The sequence below is a fragment of the Paenibacillus yonginensis genome (assembly GCF_001685395.1).
Taxonomy (GTDB): Bacteria; Bacillota; Bacilli; order Paenibacillales; family Paenibacillaceae; genus Fontibacillus; species Fontibacillus yonginensis.
In genome coordinates, this window is sequence record NZ_CP014167.1 from 1,513,468 (window position 1) to 1,529,221 (window position 15,754).

The window sequence follows — 15,754 nt, forward strand, 5'->3', positions numbered from 1 at the left end:
TTGGGTTATGATAGAGAATGAAAGCGTTAACTATATGGCTTGTATGACTTGTGTGGCTTGTCTTATTCTTCCTGGAAGAGGAAAATTCAGTCAATGGAGGCGGTTGTCGTTCATGGAGAAAGTCAGAATTGGAATGGTTGGATATAAATTTATGGGCAAAGCGCACAGCAATGCTTACCGGGCTTTGCCCATGTTCTTCCCCGGCAGCGGCGCTAAGCCGGAAATGACGGCCATTTGCGGCCGCGATCCCAAAGCTGTCCAGGAGTCGGCAGAACGCTTCGGGTGGAGTGGAGCCGTAACGGATTGGCGCGAGCTTGTCGGCAGGGACGATATTGATTTAATCGATATCAACGCCCCAAGCGATGCTCACAAGGAAATTGCTTTGGCCGCAGCAGCGGCAGGCAAACATATCTTCTGCGAGAAACCTCTGGCCCTGACGCTTGAAGACTCCCGGGATATGCTGGCGGCTGCCGAGCAGGCCGGAGTCAAGCATATGATCGGGTTCAATTACCGCTTCTCTCCGGCGGTGAAGCTGGCCAAGAAATTGGTTGATTCCGGCCGGTTGGGCCAAATCTACCATTTCCGGGCCTTCTTCCTGCAGGACTGGATCCTCGATCCTGAGTTCCCGCTGGTCTGGCGGCTGCAAAAGGAAATCGCCGGTTCCGGTTCGCTTGGGGACCTTGGCGCGCATTTGATCGACCTGGCGCATTATTTGGTCGGGGATATGGAGGAAGTGATCGGCACGAGCCAGACGTTTATCAAGGAACGGCCGCTTGCGGACAACATGACCGGTTTGACGGCCAAGGGAAGCAGCGGAGGGCCGAAGGGGCAGGTGACGGTCGATGACGCCACTTCGTTCCTGGCCCGGTTTGAGAACGGCGCTCTCGGTTTATTTGAAGCTACAAGATTTGCGGCAGGCCATCGCAGCACCAACTCGTTTGAAATCAACGGCAGCAAAGGCAGTGTCCGCTTCGATTTCGAGCGGATGAACGAGCTGGAGGTTTATTTTACGGAGGATGAGGAAGATGTGCAGGGCTTCCGCCGGGTGCTGGCCACGGATGCGGCTCATGAGTATGCAGAGGCCTGGTGGCCGGCCGGTCATACCATTGGCTTCGAGCATACGTTCACGCATGAGATGCTGGAGTTGATGCAGGCAATTCAGGAAGACCGCCAGCCATCGCCGAATTTCCGCGACGGCGTTAAATGCCAGGCGGTGCTGGAAGCCGTGGAGCGTTCGATTGACGAACGGCGCTGGGTGAAGCTGAAGGAAATGTAAGAGCAATTGAATCGATCGGCCTTAATAAATCCATTCATTGAAGGAGCGAGATCCAGCATGAAAGCATTGATCGTATGGGGCGGCTGGGACGGCCATGAGCCGAAACAGGTAGCGGATATTTTCACACGGATTCTGGAGGCTGAAGGGTTTGAAGTAGAGGTTTCAGACAAGCTGGAGGCTTATGCGGATAAAGACAAGCTGCTTGCGCTTGATTTGATCGTTCCGGTGTGGACGATGGGGGAGCTGAGCAGTGAGCTTACGCAAAATGTGCTGGCTGCAGTGCAGCAGGGCACTGGAATCGCCGGCTGCCATGGCGGAATGGGCGACTCCTTCCGGACGAATGTCGACTGGCAGTTTATGGTCGGTGGACAGTGGGTGGCTCATCCCGGAAATGACGGTGTTGAATACACCGTGAATATCGTGAACCGCGAGACGGACGGCGAAGCCCTGCTTGCAGGACTTAAAGACTTTAAAGTGAAGAGCGAGCAGTATTATATGCATGTCGATCCAGTGGTACAGGTGCATGCGACGACCCGTTTCCCCGTGGTTCCCGGACCGCACGATACGAACCCGCCTGTTGATATGCTGGTGGTTTGGACTAAAATGTGGGGCCAGGGGCGGGTGTTCTACAATTCGCTGGGCCACCATGCGGACATCGTAGATATGCCTGAAGTGACGGAGATGATGCGCCGGGGATTTCTGTGGGCGGCTGCCGGCAAACAGCTGGCTGCAGCTGAAGGGGACCGGACTAACAAAAGCGTGTACAGCGGCATGCAGGACAGCCAATACGAATAGGGAATGGGGGAGAACAGCTTGAAACCAGTGAAGGTTGGCATCATCGGATGCGGAAAGATCAGCGGGATTTATATGGAGAACTGCAAGAAATTTGAACATCTTGAGCTGATCGCCTGTGCCGATCTGGATCGCACGCAGGCTGAAAGCAAGGCAGCGGAATATGGGATTCCCCGGGTCTACAGCCCGGAAGAGCTGCTGAACGATCCGGATGTGGAGCTTGTCATCAATCTGACAATCCCGGCGGCGCATGCTTCTGTCTGCCTGGAGGCGCTGCAGGCCGGCAAACATGTTTACGTGGAGAAACCGCTGGCGGTTACCCGCGAGCAAGGGCAGGAGGTGCTGCGGACGGCCAGGGAAAAAGGCCTGCTGGTCGGCTGTGCACCCGAAACGTTCTACGGGGCAGGGATTCAAACCTGCCTGCAGCTGATTCAAAGCGGACGGATTGGCCGTCCGGTTGCGGCTTCGGCCTTTATGATGAGCGGCGGCCATGAATCCTGGCATCCTAGTCCGGAATTCTATTATGCCAAAGGCGGCGGCCCTATGTTTGATATGGGACCGTATTATTTGACGGCGCTGATACAGCTGCTCGGGCCGATCAAGCGGATTACCGGGATTACCGGCAAAGCGCTTGAGGAAAGGGTGATTACCAGCAGTCCCAAAGCCGGGCAGAAGATCAAGGTGGACATTCCGACCCATGTGGCCGGAGTGCTTGAATTTCAGCAGGGAGCGATTGCCACGCTCGTAACAAGCTTTGATGTATTCGGAGGAAGCACCCTGCCGCCGATTGAAATCTACGGCACGCACGGGACGCTCAAGGTACCGGATCCGAACACTTTTGGCGGGAAGGTAGAATACAAGCTGGCCGGCGAATCCGAATGGACCGAGCAGCCGCTTCTTCCGGGCTTCAGCGAGAACGCGCGCGGCATTGCCGCTGCCGATATGGCTGAAGCGATCAGGACCGGACGCCCTCACCGGGCGACCGGCGATCTGGCCTACCATGTGCTGGAGGCCATGTGGGCGTTCCACGATGCCTCTGACGAGCAGGGCCATTACACGATGCAGAGCACGTGTGAGGTTCCGGCCCCGATGGAGGAAGGGGAAGAGGCCTTTTCCCTTAAAAACGGGGTTTCACCGTTATAAATAAAGCTTGTTAAGCATTCAGAGCCATCTCCGCGTGATATGCTCCCCTTGGTAGACAGGTGAAATCATAAAACCTGTCTACCAAGGGGGCTTTTTCATGTCAAAAATTATCCCGAAATCATGAAGCAGTTAAACATGCGAAATAAGACACAAGTAGAACAGAGGGTACCGTAGTCGTAGTGGCAAGCAGAATCGCTTAGAGCAGCCTGTAGGTAAACCATACAGCATGGCAAGGGACCGGAATATACTTCAGATTGGGAGAAGCTTAAGGCTAAGCTGACTCAGAATAAGCGGATTTCAATTAATGGATCTAGCTCTTGTTCTGGACAAAGGACAAGTGCTAGATCCAGTTTCGATTAGAGACAAGATAATTCCCATTATTGCAAAGGGCTGTAATTGTAAAGCTTGTCCCAATTTGGTGTCGCCATGTTCGCTTTATTCTTTAAGTCGGAGAAAGCCTGGTACAACATAGTCATTTCGTTAGAAGATACTGCCTTATCGCTTAGCGTGGTTCTGCCGATGGGAGTTGCTAATATAATCTCCACACGGCAAAAAACAGCTTGTGCTATTTTCGGACTAATTGCTGTTGATCCGTAGGCGTAACTGTGTAACCGTTTTTCTCAACACTTGATGGCCTTCATCTATTGCGTCAATGACGTAGTTAAGCCGCTTTTTGTCCTTTGCGGCTTTGCGCTGGTTCTCCTATACGAGACGGCAATTCGATTCAAAGACAAGTTCATAACGAAGTGGCTTTTCAGCCATTCATCCATATTTCTAGAGGGGATCGTCTTATACCTTGTGTTCTTTAAAGCTTGGTCAATGAAAGATCTCCAAGATAGTTGCTCTCCCAAGCCACCGAAAGCTAGAGTCACCTTTGGGCCGCGCAAGCAGGTTGGCCTTAGGGGAAAAGGATTGACAGAACACCTGAGTACGATTAACTTCGGGCAGCTCGAACACATTGAGAATCTCTACCCCTTGAAAGGCTCAGAGAATTGGCAAAGACTAGGGATTTGAGAGATAAATGAGGCGGTTATATTCGAAAAGAGGCAGCGGTGGGAGAGGGGCTTAAATCAGCCGCAGCCCGCTTGAGAGCAAACTTTTCTCTTTTTTGCTATAAAACAGGTCTAAAGCCCTAGAATAACGTCAGCCCGGCTTACTTTAAGGTCATTCAGACTATGAAAGATTCCCGAAAATGATTCGATAAAGGGAGAAAGGGCTTTTTTTGACATAAGCCACAATGTTCTTTAGTTTCGATGATGTTCTGCAGGAGGGGAATCGATTTGAAAGTTTCTGTTGTGAATCTCCAGCAAGGCGACCGCCTGCTGCAAGATACGTTTAACAGCTCCGGTCTTCACATTCTCAGGAAAGGGGCGGTGCTCAAACCGGAAGATATTGACCTGCTGCTGCAGCATAGGGTTGATTATGTGGAGATTGAATCCGCGCCCGAAGTCAAGGCTGAAGAAGCGGCTTCCGGACTGCTTTCCGATGACGAGGCTCATGCGGAGAAGGTGATCAAACCCCGGTTTGATTTTACCGTTCGTAATTATCAATCCGTGTTTCTGGATGCGCTGGTCAATGGCCGTTTCCATCCGAGCAGGATCGACAATGCTTTTTTGCCCTTGGTAAACGAACTGGCCTTGCATAAGGATGTTGTCCGGCTCCTGCTGATGCTTGAACGCGACGACGTCAATAATTACACGCATTCAATTCAAGTGGGGACTTTATCTTATTACATAGCTAGCTGGCTGGGATATACTGAAGAGGAATGTTATCAAATCAGCAAGGGCGGATATCTGCACGACATAGGCAAATGCAAGGTGCCGCTGCGGATCCGCTACAAGGAGGAAGCGTTAACTCCAGATGAGTGGAAGGAATACCGGAAGCATACCGTACGAGGTTATGACCTCATTCAAAACTCGAAAATGGATCAAACGACGGCGCTCATCGCTCTTCAGCACCATGAACGCGAAGATGGCTCCGGCTATCCCAACCAGATGATGAAGGGAGAAATCCATCCGTTTGCGGAAATTGTGGCGGTGGCTGACGAATATATCAGCATGAGGGAGAAATCCGAGCCGGACAAGCCCAACAATTTGATGGCCAATTTGAAAGAGATGTATACGCTTAGCTTCGGCAAACTGAGTGAGAAGCCGGTTCATGCTCTGATTCAGCATATGCTGCCGAACTTCATCGGGAAGAAGGTTCAGCTCAGCAACGGAGAGCAGGGCGTGATTGTGCTTAATAACCTGTCCGATATGTTCCGCCCGCTTGTTAAGGTGGACGGGAATGTCTACCGAGACCTGTCCAAAAACCGCAGTCTCGAGATTGAAGAGGTTTTGCTGTAAAATAAAGCCTGCCAAAGGGTGCACGATAGTGCTGACCTGCGGCAGGTTTTTTTAGGAGCAGTACAAGAGTAATATTATGCTGATTCGAGGACATATGTCCTTCCCTAAATCTCCTGATCTATCCTTTAATTAGTTAAGCAGAGTTATAAGAAGGAGAGAGAATCGTGAAAGGAATATGGAAAGGGAGTCTGTTTGCTTTGATGGGTGGGGCCTGCATTACGCTGCAGGGAGTAGCGAATGCGCGGATCGGCCAAGATATAGGCACCTGGCAGGCCGCGGCGGTCACACAGATGACCGGGTTTGTTATGGCCTTTTTGATTTTGCTGCTGGTTTGGCGCCGGACGACGCCAAAGATGAAAACTGGCGGAATCCGGGCCGTTAAGCCCTTATATTGGATCGGCGGGGCTTTCGGAGCCGTGGTCATCTTCAGTGAAGTGACGGCCATCCAGAGAATCGGCGTCACCTTGATGATTTCGGCGCTGCTGATCGCGCAGCTGCTCCTCGCTTTTCTGATCGACAGCTTCGGCTGGTTTGGCGTAGCCAAACAGAAGATGAAGCTGCCGCAGTTTGTCGGGATCGGGTTGATGATTGCAGGCGTCCTTATTTTAAAAGCCTTATGACAACTTGGAGGTTGTATTTAGACCATGAAAGAAATACAAGATCGGCAGCAGCTGGCGACCTATCTGAAGGAGCACGGGCTGGAGCCTTTTATTCCGCAGGAGCTGCTGGGCCATCTTTCGCTGTATACGTATGAGCGCGGGGAGCTGATTTGCTCTCAAGGCGAGCAGAGCGGTCAAATGTTTGTGCTGGTTAAAGGCAAAATCAAGATTTATACGACATCGGCGGAAGGGAAATCGTTGATTCTATCTTTTAAAACGCCGCTGGAGATTATTGGAGATATTGAATATATACGGGGCATCGAGATCATCAATACGGTTGAAGCGGTATCCTCGGTTGTGATGATCGGCGTTCAGTACCGCTGGCTCGACAAGTATGGACGGAATTACGCACCATTCCTGCAATTTATGCTGGATATCATCACGGAGAAGTTCTACAGGAAGTCTCATTTCCTAAGCTTCAACATGCTGCATCCGGTGGATGTGAGACTGGCCAGCTACCTGCTGTCGGTGTCATCGGATGAATTCGGTTCCTTTGTAGACAGCCAAATCAGCACTTCCAGCCTGAGAGATGCGGCGAACCTGATCGGAACCAGCTATCGCCACGTGAACCGGGTTATCCAGAAATTTTGTGAAGAGGGATGGGTGGAACGGCGCAAAGGATCTCTTCTGCTGAAAAATAAAGAAGGCTTGCGGGCCTTGACCGGCCAAAGCATTTATGAAGGATAACTGAAGAAAGAGGATTTATGAAAAGGAGGTGCTAATCTTGATCATCGGCATATGGCTAGCGGTCCTTGCGGGATCGCTGGTGAGTCTTCAGAATATTTTTAACAGCAAAGTGAATCAGCATGTCAGCTCCTGGGGGACAACAACTCTTGTGCTCGGCATGGGATTTGCTGCTTCCCTGCTGCTTGGACTAGTCTTTGAAGGCAAACGAATGTTTCATCTGGTGAACATGCAGCCCTGGTATTGGATCAGCGGAATTATTGGGGTAGGTGTGGTAATTTGTCTCGTGCAGGCTTTAAAAAGGCTGGAGCCGACGTTCTCGATCTCCATTGTTATGACCTCGCAGCTGGGTTTTGCTCTTCTGTGGGATTCGATGGGATGGCTTGGCCTGGAGAAGGTGCCCTTCCGTTTGAGTCAGCTGGTCGGCGTGCTGGTCATCATTGCCGGCATTGTCGTGTTCAAGACCGGGGGCAGCTTGGGCAGACCGAAGCGGAAACAGACTCCGAACCGGAAGGAGTCCGAACCGGCCGTTTAAATTTCCTGGGAAAGCGCAGAAATCGATTCGATTTGCTGCGTTTTGCTGGTTTCTTGTTGAAAGGTGACGGAAGAGGGATTCTATGCGGACAGACCTATTTCATGTAAACTAGAAACCATATGTTTAATAGTTATACTGGAGGTTCCATAGACATGATAATCCGTGAATTAAGGGACGAAGATAATAGACGTATTGAGCAGGTCATCCGCGAGTGCCTGATTGAATTTGGCGGCAACAGGGAAGGACTGGCCTGGGCGGACGAAAGCATGCATGATCTGTTTCGTTATTACAACCAGCCGGGCCGCGCTTATTGGGTGGTCGAGACCGAGGAAGGAGAAATTGCCGGAGGCTGCGGGATTGCTCCATTTGATGATGCAAGAGGCGTGTGCGAGCTGCAGAAGATGTATCTGGTCCCAGAGGCCAGAGGGACGGGCGCAGCAAGCCGCCTCCTGCAAAAGGCGTTTGATTTCGCCAGGGAACATTACAGTCAGTGTTATCTGGAAACCTTGGAGAATATGCATGCGGCCAACCGTTTCTACCAGAAAAACGGCTTTAAGCAGCTGGATGCGCCTCTTGCAGGATCTGAGCATTTTGCCTGTGATGCGTGGTACTTGAAAGATTTAAATCCTCATGCAGGTTTGTGAAAAAGGCTTCGTGCCTATCCAGTTAAATGTGCTCCGAGTGAACGGGTTTGGGTTTGGATTTGGGGATGTTCCTTTTCTTGAAGAGCATCGGCAATAAAGCCTGGGAATTGATCAGCAGCAGACCGGAAATCACAATCAGGACGCCGGCGGTCATGTTCCAGGTTACCGGTTCCCCGTACAGTACAAGCCCAAAGCCGAGCGCCAGCACCGGCGAAATATACAGCCAGGTTGTCGGGAACAGCGGTGTAGTCTTGACGATCAGCCAGTAATAGAGGCTGTGGGCTACCATGGAGCCAAAGACGATCAGATAAAGCAAGGACAATAACGCCTTGACATCAAGCAGCGCCTGGACGTTCGGCTTCTCGGCGAACAAAGACAGGATCAGCAGCCCGGCCCCGCCATACATCATTTGAGCTGCATTTTGCGCAATCGGCGAGACGCCTTGAAATCGGGGCATGACCTGTTTGGAATACAGGGTTCCGCCGGCATAAAATACTTCTCCGGCTATGATCACAAGGCTTGCGATCAGCCAGAAAGGGCCATGCAGGGAAGAAACGCCGGGCATCAGCAGGAAAACAATGCCGGCAAATCCGAGCAGGCAGCCCCACAGGGCGTTTTTGGAAGCCCGGACCCGCAGCACCAGCGCCTGAAGGATCAGAACAAGGATTGGACCTGTGGCAGATAACACGGCTGCCATGCCAGAAGGAAGGTACTGCTCTGCCCAATATAAGGCGGAGAAGGTCCCGAAGGTTAAACTGAGTCCGGTGAACAACATCTCTTTTCTCAGCAGAAGAGAGAAAGATACTTGTCCTCGTACGGCCATAAAGGCCAGAAGCACTAACCCCGCCAGCAAGAAACGTATGCCTCCCCCGAGAAAAGGGGTCAAACCTGCATCTATTCCCCATTTAATCGCCAAAAAGGTTGTTCCGAAAATCAAACACATCAATGAATATCCCAAGTAAACCATTTTTATTCCCCCTTTGGGGCTAATTATAGGGGAAAGATAATAGAACAGTTTGAATGAAGCAGAACAGAAAGGGCGCTAAATAGGCCAAAATATAGAACAGTACAACTAGAACAGTACAATAAAGAAAGGAGAACAGCAGCATGAACCTCCGTTCCTCTTCTTCCCCGCAAACGTTATTTATGCAGATTTATGACTATTTGGATGCCCAATTAAAAGAAGGGGTTTGGCAGGAGCATGACAAGCTGCCTTCCGTAAGACACCTGGCTGAAGAGCTGGGCGTTCATAGGCTTACCGTATTACGGGCTTACCAGCTGCTAAAGGACAGCGGGCGGGTTTATGTCAAGGAGAAGTCCGGCTATTACGTGCTGCCGCTAAAGCAGTTAACAGACCAGGGCTCAGAGCCGGTCCCTACCAAACGCCAGCCGTTTATCCAGAGAGGATTGCCTCTGCTTCCGGGGATCGGCGGAACAGCTTCAGGGTATCTGCAGGATATGCATATGATCAAGACGGATGCCAGCTTGCAATCCCTGTCTTTCGCCCAGGCTTTGGTGGATCCGGGTCTGCTTCCGAACCGTTATTTCTCGGAATATGCCAAAAAGGTGTTTGATTTATATCCGAAGGTGCTGGGCACCTATTCTTCGGTTCAAGGAGATGCTGAGCTGCGAACGGTATTAGCTCAGCATCTGGCCGAGACCCACAGGCTGTATTTGGGAGCGGATGACATCATGATCACAAACGGTGCGCAGCAGGCCATTGATTTGCTTGCCCGGGCTGTTCTGTCTCCCGGAGACACCGTGCTGATCGAGCAGCCAACCTATCATTCGGCCATCGATATTTTTAAACACCAAGGCGCCCGGATTGTGCCGGTGAAGATTCATCCTTGGGGATATGACCTGGATGAAGTAGAGAAGCTGATGCAGAACCATCAGCCGCGTTTGTTTTATTTAAATCCTACCTTCCACAATCCAACCGGTTATACGGTTCCGACCTTACAGCGCAAACGGCTGGCCGAGCTTGCGGAGCAATACCGCTGCCTGCTTGCCGAGGACGATCCCTTCCGCGACATTTATTTTCATACTGCACCTCCGCCTCCTGTTGCTTCCTATGACACGGAAGGCTGGGTCGTTTATATTCGGAGCTTCAGCAAATATGCTGCGCCCGGGCTGCGGATCGCCGCTTTGTGCGCCGGTTCTCCCCTCATGGAACAGCTGCTCAGCTTCAAGTACCGGATGGACAACGGGGCGGCGCTGCTTAATCAGAAGGTGTTCTTATTATATCTGGCTTCGGAAAGACTAACCGGACATTTGGAGAAGCTGAGGATTGCACTGGACATCCGCAAACAGATCATGGAGGAGGAGCTTGCTCCGGCCAGGAAACAAGGGTGGACCTGGGAAAGTCCTCAGGGGGGACTCAATTTATGGATCAAGCTGCCGGAGGATGGACCGGAGATGAATGAGCTGGCTGAGCGCTGCGCCCGCCACGGCGTTTATTTCTCCGCTGGAAGCTCGCATGACCCCTCAGGGCAGCCGAACAGGCACATCAGATTGAGTTATTCGTATGTCAACGAGGTTCAAATCCGTGACGGGATTCGGCATCTTGTGAGGGAAGGATTAAGTTAAGGGGTGAGCTGATCCGGTTCGCTTGAAAGCCATCACAAAATTCGTAATGAAATCCTCCGGGCGGGGCAATCTAATTCCGGGAGCCTTCCCAAATCCAACTTTAGACGAGGACCTGTCCAACATGAACAAATCTTCAACGAAACCCTCCACACAAGGCAAAGACAATTTGAAATGGTGGCAGCTTTCCCTGCTTGGGGTTGCCGGGACGATCGGGACCGGCTATTTCCTGGGGTCCGGCCTGGCGATTTCGATAGGCGGTCCAGCGGTTCTGCTGGCTTATCTGCTCGCAGCGGCAGGGACTTATATGGTGTTTGATGCCTTGGCACGGATGACGGCCGATCATCCGGAACAAGGTTCTTTCCGTTCTTATGCGAAACAAGCGTTCGGCGGCTGGGCCGGCTTCGGCAGCGGCTGGGTGTACTGGTTCTCCGAAATGCTGATCATGGGCAGCCAGCTCACGGCGTTGTCCATCTTTGCGCGTTTCTGGTTCCCGGCGGTGCCGATGTGGATCTTCGCTGCCGGATTCGGACTGCTGGGACTGATCATTGTCTTCTTCGGAAATAAAGGCTTCGACCGGGTGGAGAATGTGCTGGCCATCATTAAATCGGCAGCTATTCTAATGTTCCTGTTACTGGCAGCAGCCCTGCTTGCAGGGTGGATTGAGGGAGGCAAATATCAGCCTCATTTTCCGGATCATTATGGAGCCTGGCTCCCGACCGGCTGGACGGGACTTTGGTCGGCTTTCATTTTCGCCTTTTATGCTTATGGAGGAATCGAAGTGCTGGGCATCATGTCGTATAGGCTTAAAGACCCGAGTGAGGCGCCTAAAGCCGGGAAAGTGATGCTGCTGACCCTTGCCGTCGTTTACGTGCTGTCTATCGGACTTGCAGTGATTATGGTTCCGCTGAAAGCTTTCAGTCCTAAAGAGAGCCCGTTCGTGCTGGCTTTGGGCAGCGACCATCTGGCTTTTGTGCCGCATTTGTTCAATGGCGTGCTTATCATTGCCGGCTTCTCAACGATGACAGCCTCTTTGTATGCAGTAACCTCTATGATCAATACGCTGGCCCAGGAGGGGGATGCTCCAAAGCTGTTCGCGAGAAAATGGAAGGACAAATATCCATTATTCGGCCTCGGGCTCATCACATGCGGACTGCTCGCCGCGATCATTATGGCTTTGCTTCTGCCGGGCAAAGTGTATGAATATATTACGACTGCCGCGGGTTTGATGCTCCTGTACAACTGGTCGTTTATTTTGTTGTCTTCAGGCAAGCTGCTGGAATCGAGTGTCTGGAGCGGGATCAAACGCTGGATCGGGCTTGTGCTTATCGCGGCAGCGGTCAGCGGGACTTTATTCCATGCGCTGAGCCGTCCCGGTTTCTTTATCAGCCTGCTGCTTGTGTCCGTGATCGGAATTTGCGGGTTCCTGGTGGAACGCCACCGCAATAAAAACCGGGGGCAGGGTGAACCGCTTCTGCCGGAAAAGCCGCACAGGCTGGAGGAAGGAAGCGGTTACCGGATCAAAGGAATTATAAAGCAGAAGAGCCGGAGCTAAAGGAATAACATCCGGCTAGCTTGTACGCCGAAATAAACGCCGAAGCCGATGAGCGAAAGTCCGGAAAGTATGGAGATGCCTTTAAGCACTCGATCCGTAAGGATATTCCGGAAGATGCTGGAGGCTGCCGCCATCGAGAAATCCCAAATGATGATGCCAATGACAATGCCTACGCTGTAGATAAGCAGCTGGTCCATCGGGAAGCTGTTAGCGGCGTCCGCCAGAATGGACCCGTAAATTCCCAGCCAGAACAAGATGGAGAGCGGGTTGAACAAAGACATAAGAAAGCCGGACAGGAAGGACTTAAGCAGCAGGGAATCTCCGCCCCTTAAAGGCTGCGTTGTTATTTTGCCGGCATCCTTAATGCTTTCGATTCCTGTATACAGCAGCACCATAAATCCGAACAGCGATAGAAAAGCTCTGATATACGGGGCATCCAGCATATGGGAGACGCCGAAATATACGGCCAGCATATAGCCAAGATCGGCGAGCAGCGCGCCTAGCCCTACAGCCCAGGCGTGCCAGAAGCCGCCGCGGATGCCTTTATCCAGCTGGGCGGCGTTGATCGGGCCGATAGGAGCAGAAAGAGATAACCCCAGAAAAATATAACCGATAAATAGGTTGATTGAAATCTCCCCCTTTTTGTAAGCTGCATTACAGCTATATTCAAACATAGAAGAGAGTAGGACAGGTTTTCAATTTCGAGGCCGCAATGTCTGCTTAAAAAATCCACTCCCCAGTCATAAACTTCCAGCAGCTCTTCATAAAATGTACGAGCCAAGGGCAACCAAGACAGGAGTGAAAACGGCTGAGCGCTAATGTTTGGTTAAGTTATATTTTGCTCGGATTAACTTTGGCCGCCCCGATTGGTCCGGTAAACTCGGCTCGGCTGGATAAAGGGATCAAAAATGGATTTTTCCATGCGTGGGTAGTTGGAGTAGGTTCGATGATTGCGGATATGATCTTTATGCTGCTGATTTATTTGGGATTGGTTCAATTTCTGAATATTACGGCAGTTCAGATCTGTTTATGGCTGTTCGGGGGAGCGGTGCTGATCTATTCGGGATTTGAAAGCGGCCTGCGCGCGAAGAAGGTGCGTCTGGATATGATGCGAAGCCGCCGCGATTCTTTAACGAGCTGTTTTATGCTTGGTTTCTTCATGTCGATTACGAGTCCGTTGTCCATTCTGTTCTGGCTGGGCATATACGGTTCTGTCCTGGCTCGGACAGCCGTGTCGCACGGGACAAGCCATCTGCTGTTATACAGCAGTATGATCTTTCTGGGATTGGCTTTGTGGGATTTATTTGTGGCCGGATTGACGACCGGTTTAAGGCGTTTGCTGAACGATACCAGTCTTATGTTGATTTCATTTCTATCCGGGCTTTCTCTGGTCGGCTTTGGGGTTTATTTTGCTTTCCAGGGCGTACAGGCTTTATTCGGCATCTAACAAAATCCTATTTTCAGAATTTTAAGCCCGGAGACCATTTTGACTTCAAAGGACAGCAGGTTCCGGTCCTGACAAAGGCATGAGTCCGTGTATAAGTTTGCAGGTTTCCCCAATAATATAGGTAGTTTCCAGCTTACCGACATTTTGAGGAGGGCCTATTTTGAAACCAACCGAACACGGACTGCTGATCGCTGCCCTCGGCGGCGTTAACGAGATCGGGAAAAACATGTACTTCATTCAGTATAAAGACGACATTGTTGTGATCGACTGCGGCTCCAAATTTCCAACGGAAAACCTGCCGGGCATTGATCTGATTGTTCCGGACATCGCGTATTTATTGGAGAATCAGGAGAAGGTACGGGCTTTAATCGTCACTCATGGACATGAGGACCATATCGGAGGAATTCCTTACCTGCTGAAGCAGCTTAATCTGCCGGTATATGCAAGCAAACTGACTTTGGGGTTGATCAAAATCAAACTCAAGGAACACGGATTGTTAAGAGAAGCTCAGCTGCACACCATCAGCGCGGATTCGGCGATGCAGGCGGGGGAGATCAACGCGACTTTCTTCTCCATCAACCATAGCATCCCGGATTGCTTAGGCATCTGCTTTCAAACCCCGGAAGGAACCGTGGTGCATACGGGTGATTTCAAGTTTGATATGTCTCCTGTGAGTGGTCCTTATCCGGACCTGCACCGGATGGCGGAGATCGGCAAGCAGGGCGTCAAGGTGCTGCTGTCAGAAAGCACAAATGCGGAAAGGCCGGGCTTTACGCCTTCTGAAAGGCAGGTAGGAGAGCATTTGCTCGATGCTTTTATCCGGGCCAAACAGCAGGTGTTTGTTTCAACCTTTGCCTCCAACGTCAACCGGGTGCAGCAGGTGATCGACGCAGCCGTCGAAACGGGGCGCAAGCTGGTATTGCTTGGCCGCAGTATGGTGAATGTCGTGAATGTTTCAATGGAGCTGGGGTATCTGCAAATCCCCGATGGTCTCCTTATTGAACCGGAAGAATCCGAACGGTATCCAGCCGATCAAATTGCGGTGTTGTGTACGGGCAGTCAAGGGGAACCTATGGCCGCGCTGTCGCGGCTGGCCAGCTCGAAACATCCCAAGATCGAAATTTTGCCGGGGGATACCGTGATTATTGCCGCAGGGCCGATTCCGGGCAACGAACGCAATCTCGCCCATGTAATCGACAATTTATATGTGCTGGGCGCCAAGGTGATTTACGGCTCCGGCAGTGCTACGGGCATGCACGTCTCCGGGCACGGCAGCCAGGAGGAGCTGAAATTGATGCTGACCCTGATGAAACCCGAATATTTGATTCCCGTTCACGGCGAATTTCGTATGCTGTATCAGCACCGGCTGCTTGCGGAGTCGGTCGGGGTGCCAAGCGATCATGTATTTATCGTGAACAATGGGGACGCTGTTCGTATTGAGGACGGCAAGGCCTCGCTAGGCCCCAAAGTACCGGCCGGCAACAGCTTTGTTGACGGCATCGGCATAGGCGAGGTTGGCAATATCGTGCTCCGGGACCGCAGACACTTGTCCTCTGACGGGATGATTATTATTGTGACTACGCTGAGCAAATCGGAGAAGACGATGCTGGCCGATCCGGAGGTCATTTCAAGAGGATTTGTGTTCGTTAGGGAATCCGAAGAGCTGATGAACCAGATCCGCGAGCTGGTGCTTTCTACGATGAACGGGCTGAACGAAGCTGAACGAAGCCAGTGGAGCGATATCAAACAAACGTTAAAGGACAACATCGGCAGGTTCATTTACAGCCAGACGAAGAAACGGCCGATGATTCTTCCAATCGTGATTGAAGTTTAGAGCAAAGCGAGGCCTGGCAGCGAGCAGCCGTCTGGCTAAAGAAGAAGCGGAGTGCAAAGAGTCCATGCTTAGGCAAGGGCTCTTTTTTGTGCGCGGACTGCTGCCAGGAGCAACAAAAAGATTTACATCATAGAGTCGAGAAATATGAAACTTTTGCCAGTCCATCAACGTCAAATCAGTTACAGGAGGTGGGAGTTCGGGAATTTGAGGACAAACATAGCCAGCAAGACAAGACGAAGGCAAGACATACACAAGCA

14 protein-coding genes are annotated in these 15,754 nt (G+C 51.5%); 12 read left to right on the forward strand and 2 right to left on the reverse strand.

Translation table 11 applies throughout. The annotated features are described in order from the left end of the window. Positions 1-112 precede the first annotated feature (112 nt). The 8 genes from AWM70_RS06950 to AWM70_RS06990 all read left to right on the forward strand — a co-directional run bounded on the left by AWM70_RS06950 (position 113) and on the right by AWM70_RS06990 (position 8,078). Positions 113-1,276: a Gfo/Idh/MocA family protein gene (locus AWM70_RS06950; RefSeq protein WP_068694949.1), complete on the forward strand. Its 1,164-nt coding sequence runs from the start codon at positions 113-115 to the stop codon at positions 1,274-1,276. A gap of 57 nt (positions 1,277-1,333) precedes the next feature. Then, positions 1,334-2,071: a ThuA domain-containing protein gene (locus tag AWM70_RS06955; protein ID WP_068694951.1), complete on the forward strand. Its 738-nt coding sequence runs from the start codon at positions 1,334-1,336 to the stop codon at positions 2,069-2,071. 18 nt (positions 2,072-2,089) lie between these two features. Then, positions 2,090-3,211 (forward strand): Gfo/Idh/MocA family protein, encoded by a 1,122-nt coding sequence (locus AWM70_RS06960; protein WP_068694953.1) that lies wholly within the window; start codon positions 2,090-2,092, stop codon positions 3,209-3,211. A gap of 1,280 nt (positions 3,212-4,491) precedes the next feature. Further along, positions 4,492-5,556, forward strand: coding sequence for an HD-GYP domain-containing protein (locus AWM70_RS06970; protein WP_068694957.1), 1,065 nt, complete (start codon positions 4,492-4,494; stop codon positions 5,554-5,556). A 200-nt stretch (positions 5,557-5,756) separates the two neighbouring features. After that, positions 5,757-6,176: a DMT family transporter gene (locus tag AWM70_RS06975; protein ID WP_068700443.1), complete on the forward strand. Its 420-nt coding sequence runs from the start codon at positions 5,757-5,759 to the stop codon at positions 6,174-6,176. A gap of 24 nt (positions 6,177-6,200) precedes the next feature. After that, positions 6,201-6,902, forward strand: coding sequence for a Crp/Fnr family transcriptional regulator (locus tag AWM70_RS06980; RefSeq protein WP_068694959.1), 702 nt, complete (start codon positions 6,201-6,203; stop codon positions 6,900-6,902). Positions 6,903-6,939: 37 nt separating this feature from the next. Then, positions 6,940-7,434, forward strand: a complete 495-nt coding sequence (locus AWM70_RS06985) for a DMT family transporter (RefSeq protein ID WP_068694961.1) — start codon at positions 6,940-6,942, stop codon at positions 7,432-7,434. A 152-nt stretch (positions 7,435-7,586) separates the two neighbouring features. After that, positions 7,587-8,078 carry a GNAT family N-acetyltransferase gene (locus tag AWM70_RS06990; protein WP_068694963.1) on the forward strand — a complete coding sequence of 164 codons (492 nt, stop codon included), beginning with the start codon at positions 7,587-7,589 and terminating at the stop codon, positions 8,076-8,078. A gap of 22 nt (positions 8,079-8,100) precedes the next feature. Here AWM70_RS06990 and AWM70_RS06995 read toward each other — a convergent pair whose 3' ends face one another. Then, a complete protein-coding gene (locus AWM70_RS06995; RefSeq protein ID WP_068694965.1) occupies positions 8,101-9,045 on the reverse strand; it encodes a DMT family transporter in 945 nt (314 codons plus the stop codon). A gap of 140 nt (positions 9,046-9,185) precedes the next feature. On the opposite strand from AWM70_RS06995, the gene AWM70_RS07000 reads away from it, so the two are divergent. Together AWM70_RS07000 and AWM70_RS07005 are read left to right on the forward strand one after the other, a co-directional pair. Beyond that, the gene (locus AWM70_RS07000) at positions 9,186-10,664 is read left to right on the forward strand and encodes an aminotransferase-like domain-containing protein (RefSeq protein WP_068694967.1); all 1,479 of its coding nucleotides are present in this window, start codon (positions 9,186-9,188) and stop codon (positions 10,662-10,664) included. Positions 10,665-10,785: 121 nt separating this feature from the next. After that, complete coding sequence (locus AWM70_RS07005; RefSeq protein WP_068700445.1) at positions 10,786-12,216, forward strand: amino acid permease; 1,431 nt, start codon at positions 10,786-10,788, stop codon at positions 12,214-12,216. On the opposite strand, the gene AWM70_RS07010 is transcribed toward AWM70_RS07005, so the two are convergent. Further along, on the reverse strand, positions 12,213-12,842 hold the full coding sequence (locus tag AWM70_RS07010) for a LysE family transporter (protein WP_068700447.1): 630 nt from the start codon (positions 12,840-12,842) through the stop codon (positions 12,213-12,215). The genes AWM70_RS07005 and AWM70_RS07010 overlap by 4 nt on opposite strands. A 182-nt stretch (positions 12,843-13,024) precedes the next feature. On the opposite strand from AWM70_RS07010, the gene AWM70_RS07015 reads away from it, so the two are divergent. Together AWM70_RS07015 and AWM70_RS07020 are read left to right on the forward strand one after the other, a co-directional pair. Continuing rightward, complete coding sequence (locus AWM70_RS07015; RefSeq protein ID WP_068694969.1) at positions 13,025-13,663, forward strand: LysE family translocator; 639 nt, start codon at positions 13,025-13,027, stop codon at positions 13,661-13,663. 157 nt (positions 13,664-13,820) lie between these two features. Continuing rightward, on the forward strand, positions 13,821-15,497 hold the full coding sequence (locus tag AWM70_RS07020; protein ID WP_418303213.1) for a ribonuclease J: 1,677 nt from the start codon (positions 13,821-13,823) through the stop codon (positions 15,495-15,497). Positions 15,498-15,754: the final 257 nt, after the last annotated feature.

Coding starts and splice junctions, on each gene's coding strand:
- AWM70_RS06950 (WP_068694949.1), top strand. CDS start 113: ATGGAGAAAGTCAGAATTGGAATGGTTGGATATAAATTTATGGGCAAA.
- AWM70_RS06955 (WP_068694951.1), top strand. CDS start 1,334: ATGAAAGCATTGATCGTATGGGGCGGCTGGGACGGCCATGAGCCGAAA.
- AWM70_RS06975 (WP_068700443.1), top strand. CDS start 5,757: ATGGGTGGGGCCTGCATTACGCTGCAGGGAGTAGCGAATGCGCGGATC.
- AWM70_RS06980 (WP_068694959.1), top strand. CDS start 6,201: ATGAAAGAAATACAAGATCGGCAGCAGCTGGCGACCTATCTGAAGGAG.
- AWM70_RS06990 (WP_068694963.1), top strand. CDS start 7,587: ATGATAATCCGTGAATTAAGGGACGAAGATAATAGACGTATTGAGCAG.
- AWM70_RS06995 (WP_068694965.1), bottom strand. CDS start 9,045: ATGGTTTACTTGGGATATTCATTGATGTGTTTGATTTTCGGAACAACC.
- AWM70_RS07000 (WP_068694967.1), top strand. CDS start 9,186: ATGAACCTCCGTTCCTCTTCTTCCCCGCAAACGTTATTTATGCAGATT.
- AWM70_RS07005 (WP_068700445.1), top strand. CDS start 10,786: ATGAACAAATCTTCAACGAAACCCTCCACACAAGGCAAAGACAATTTG.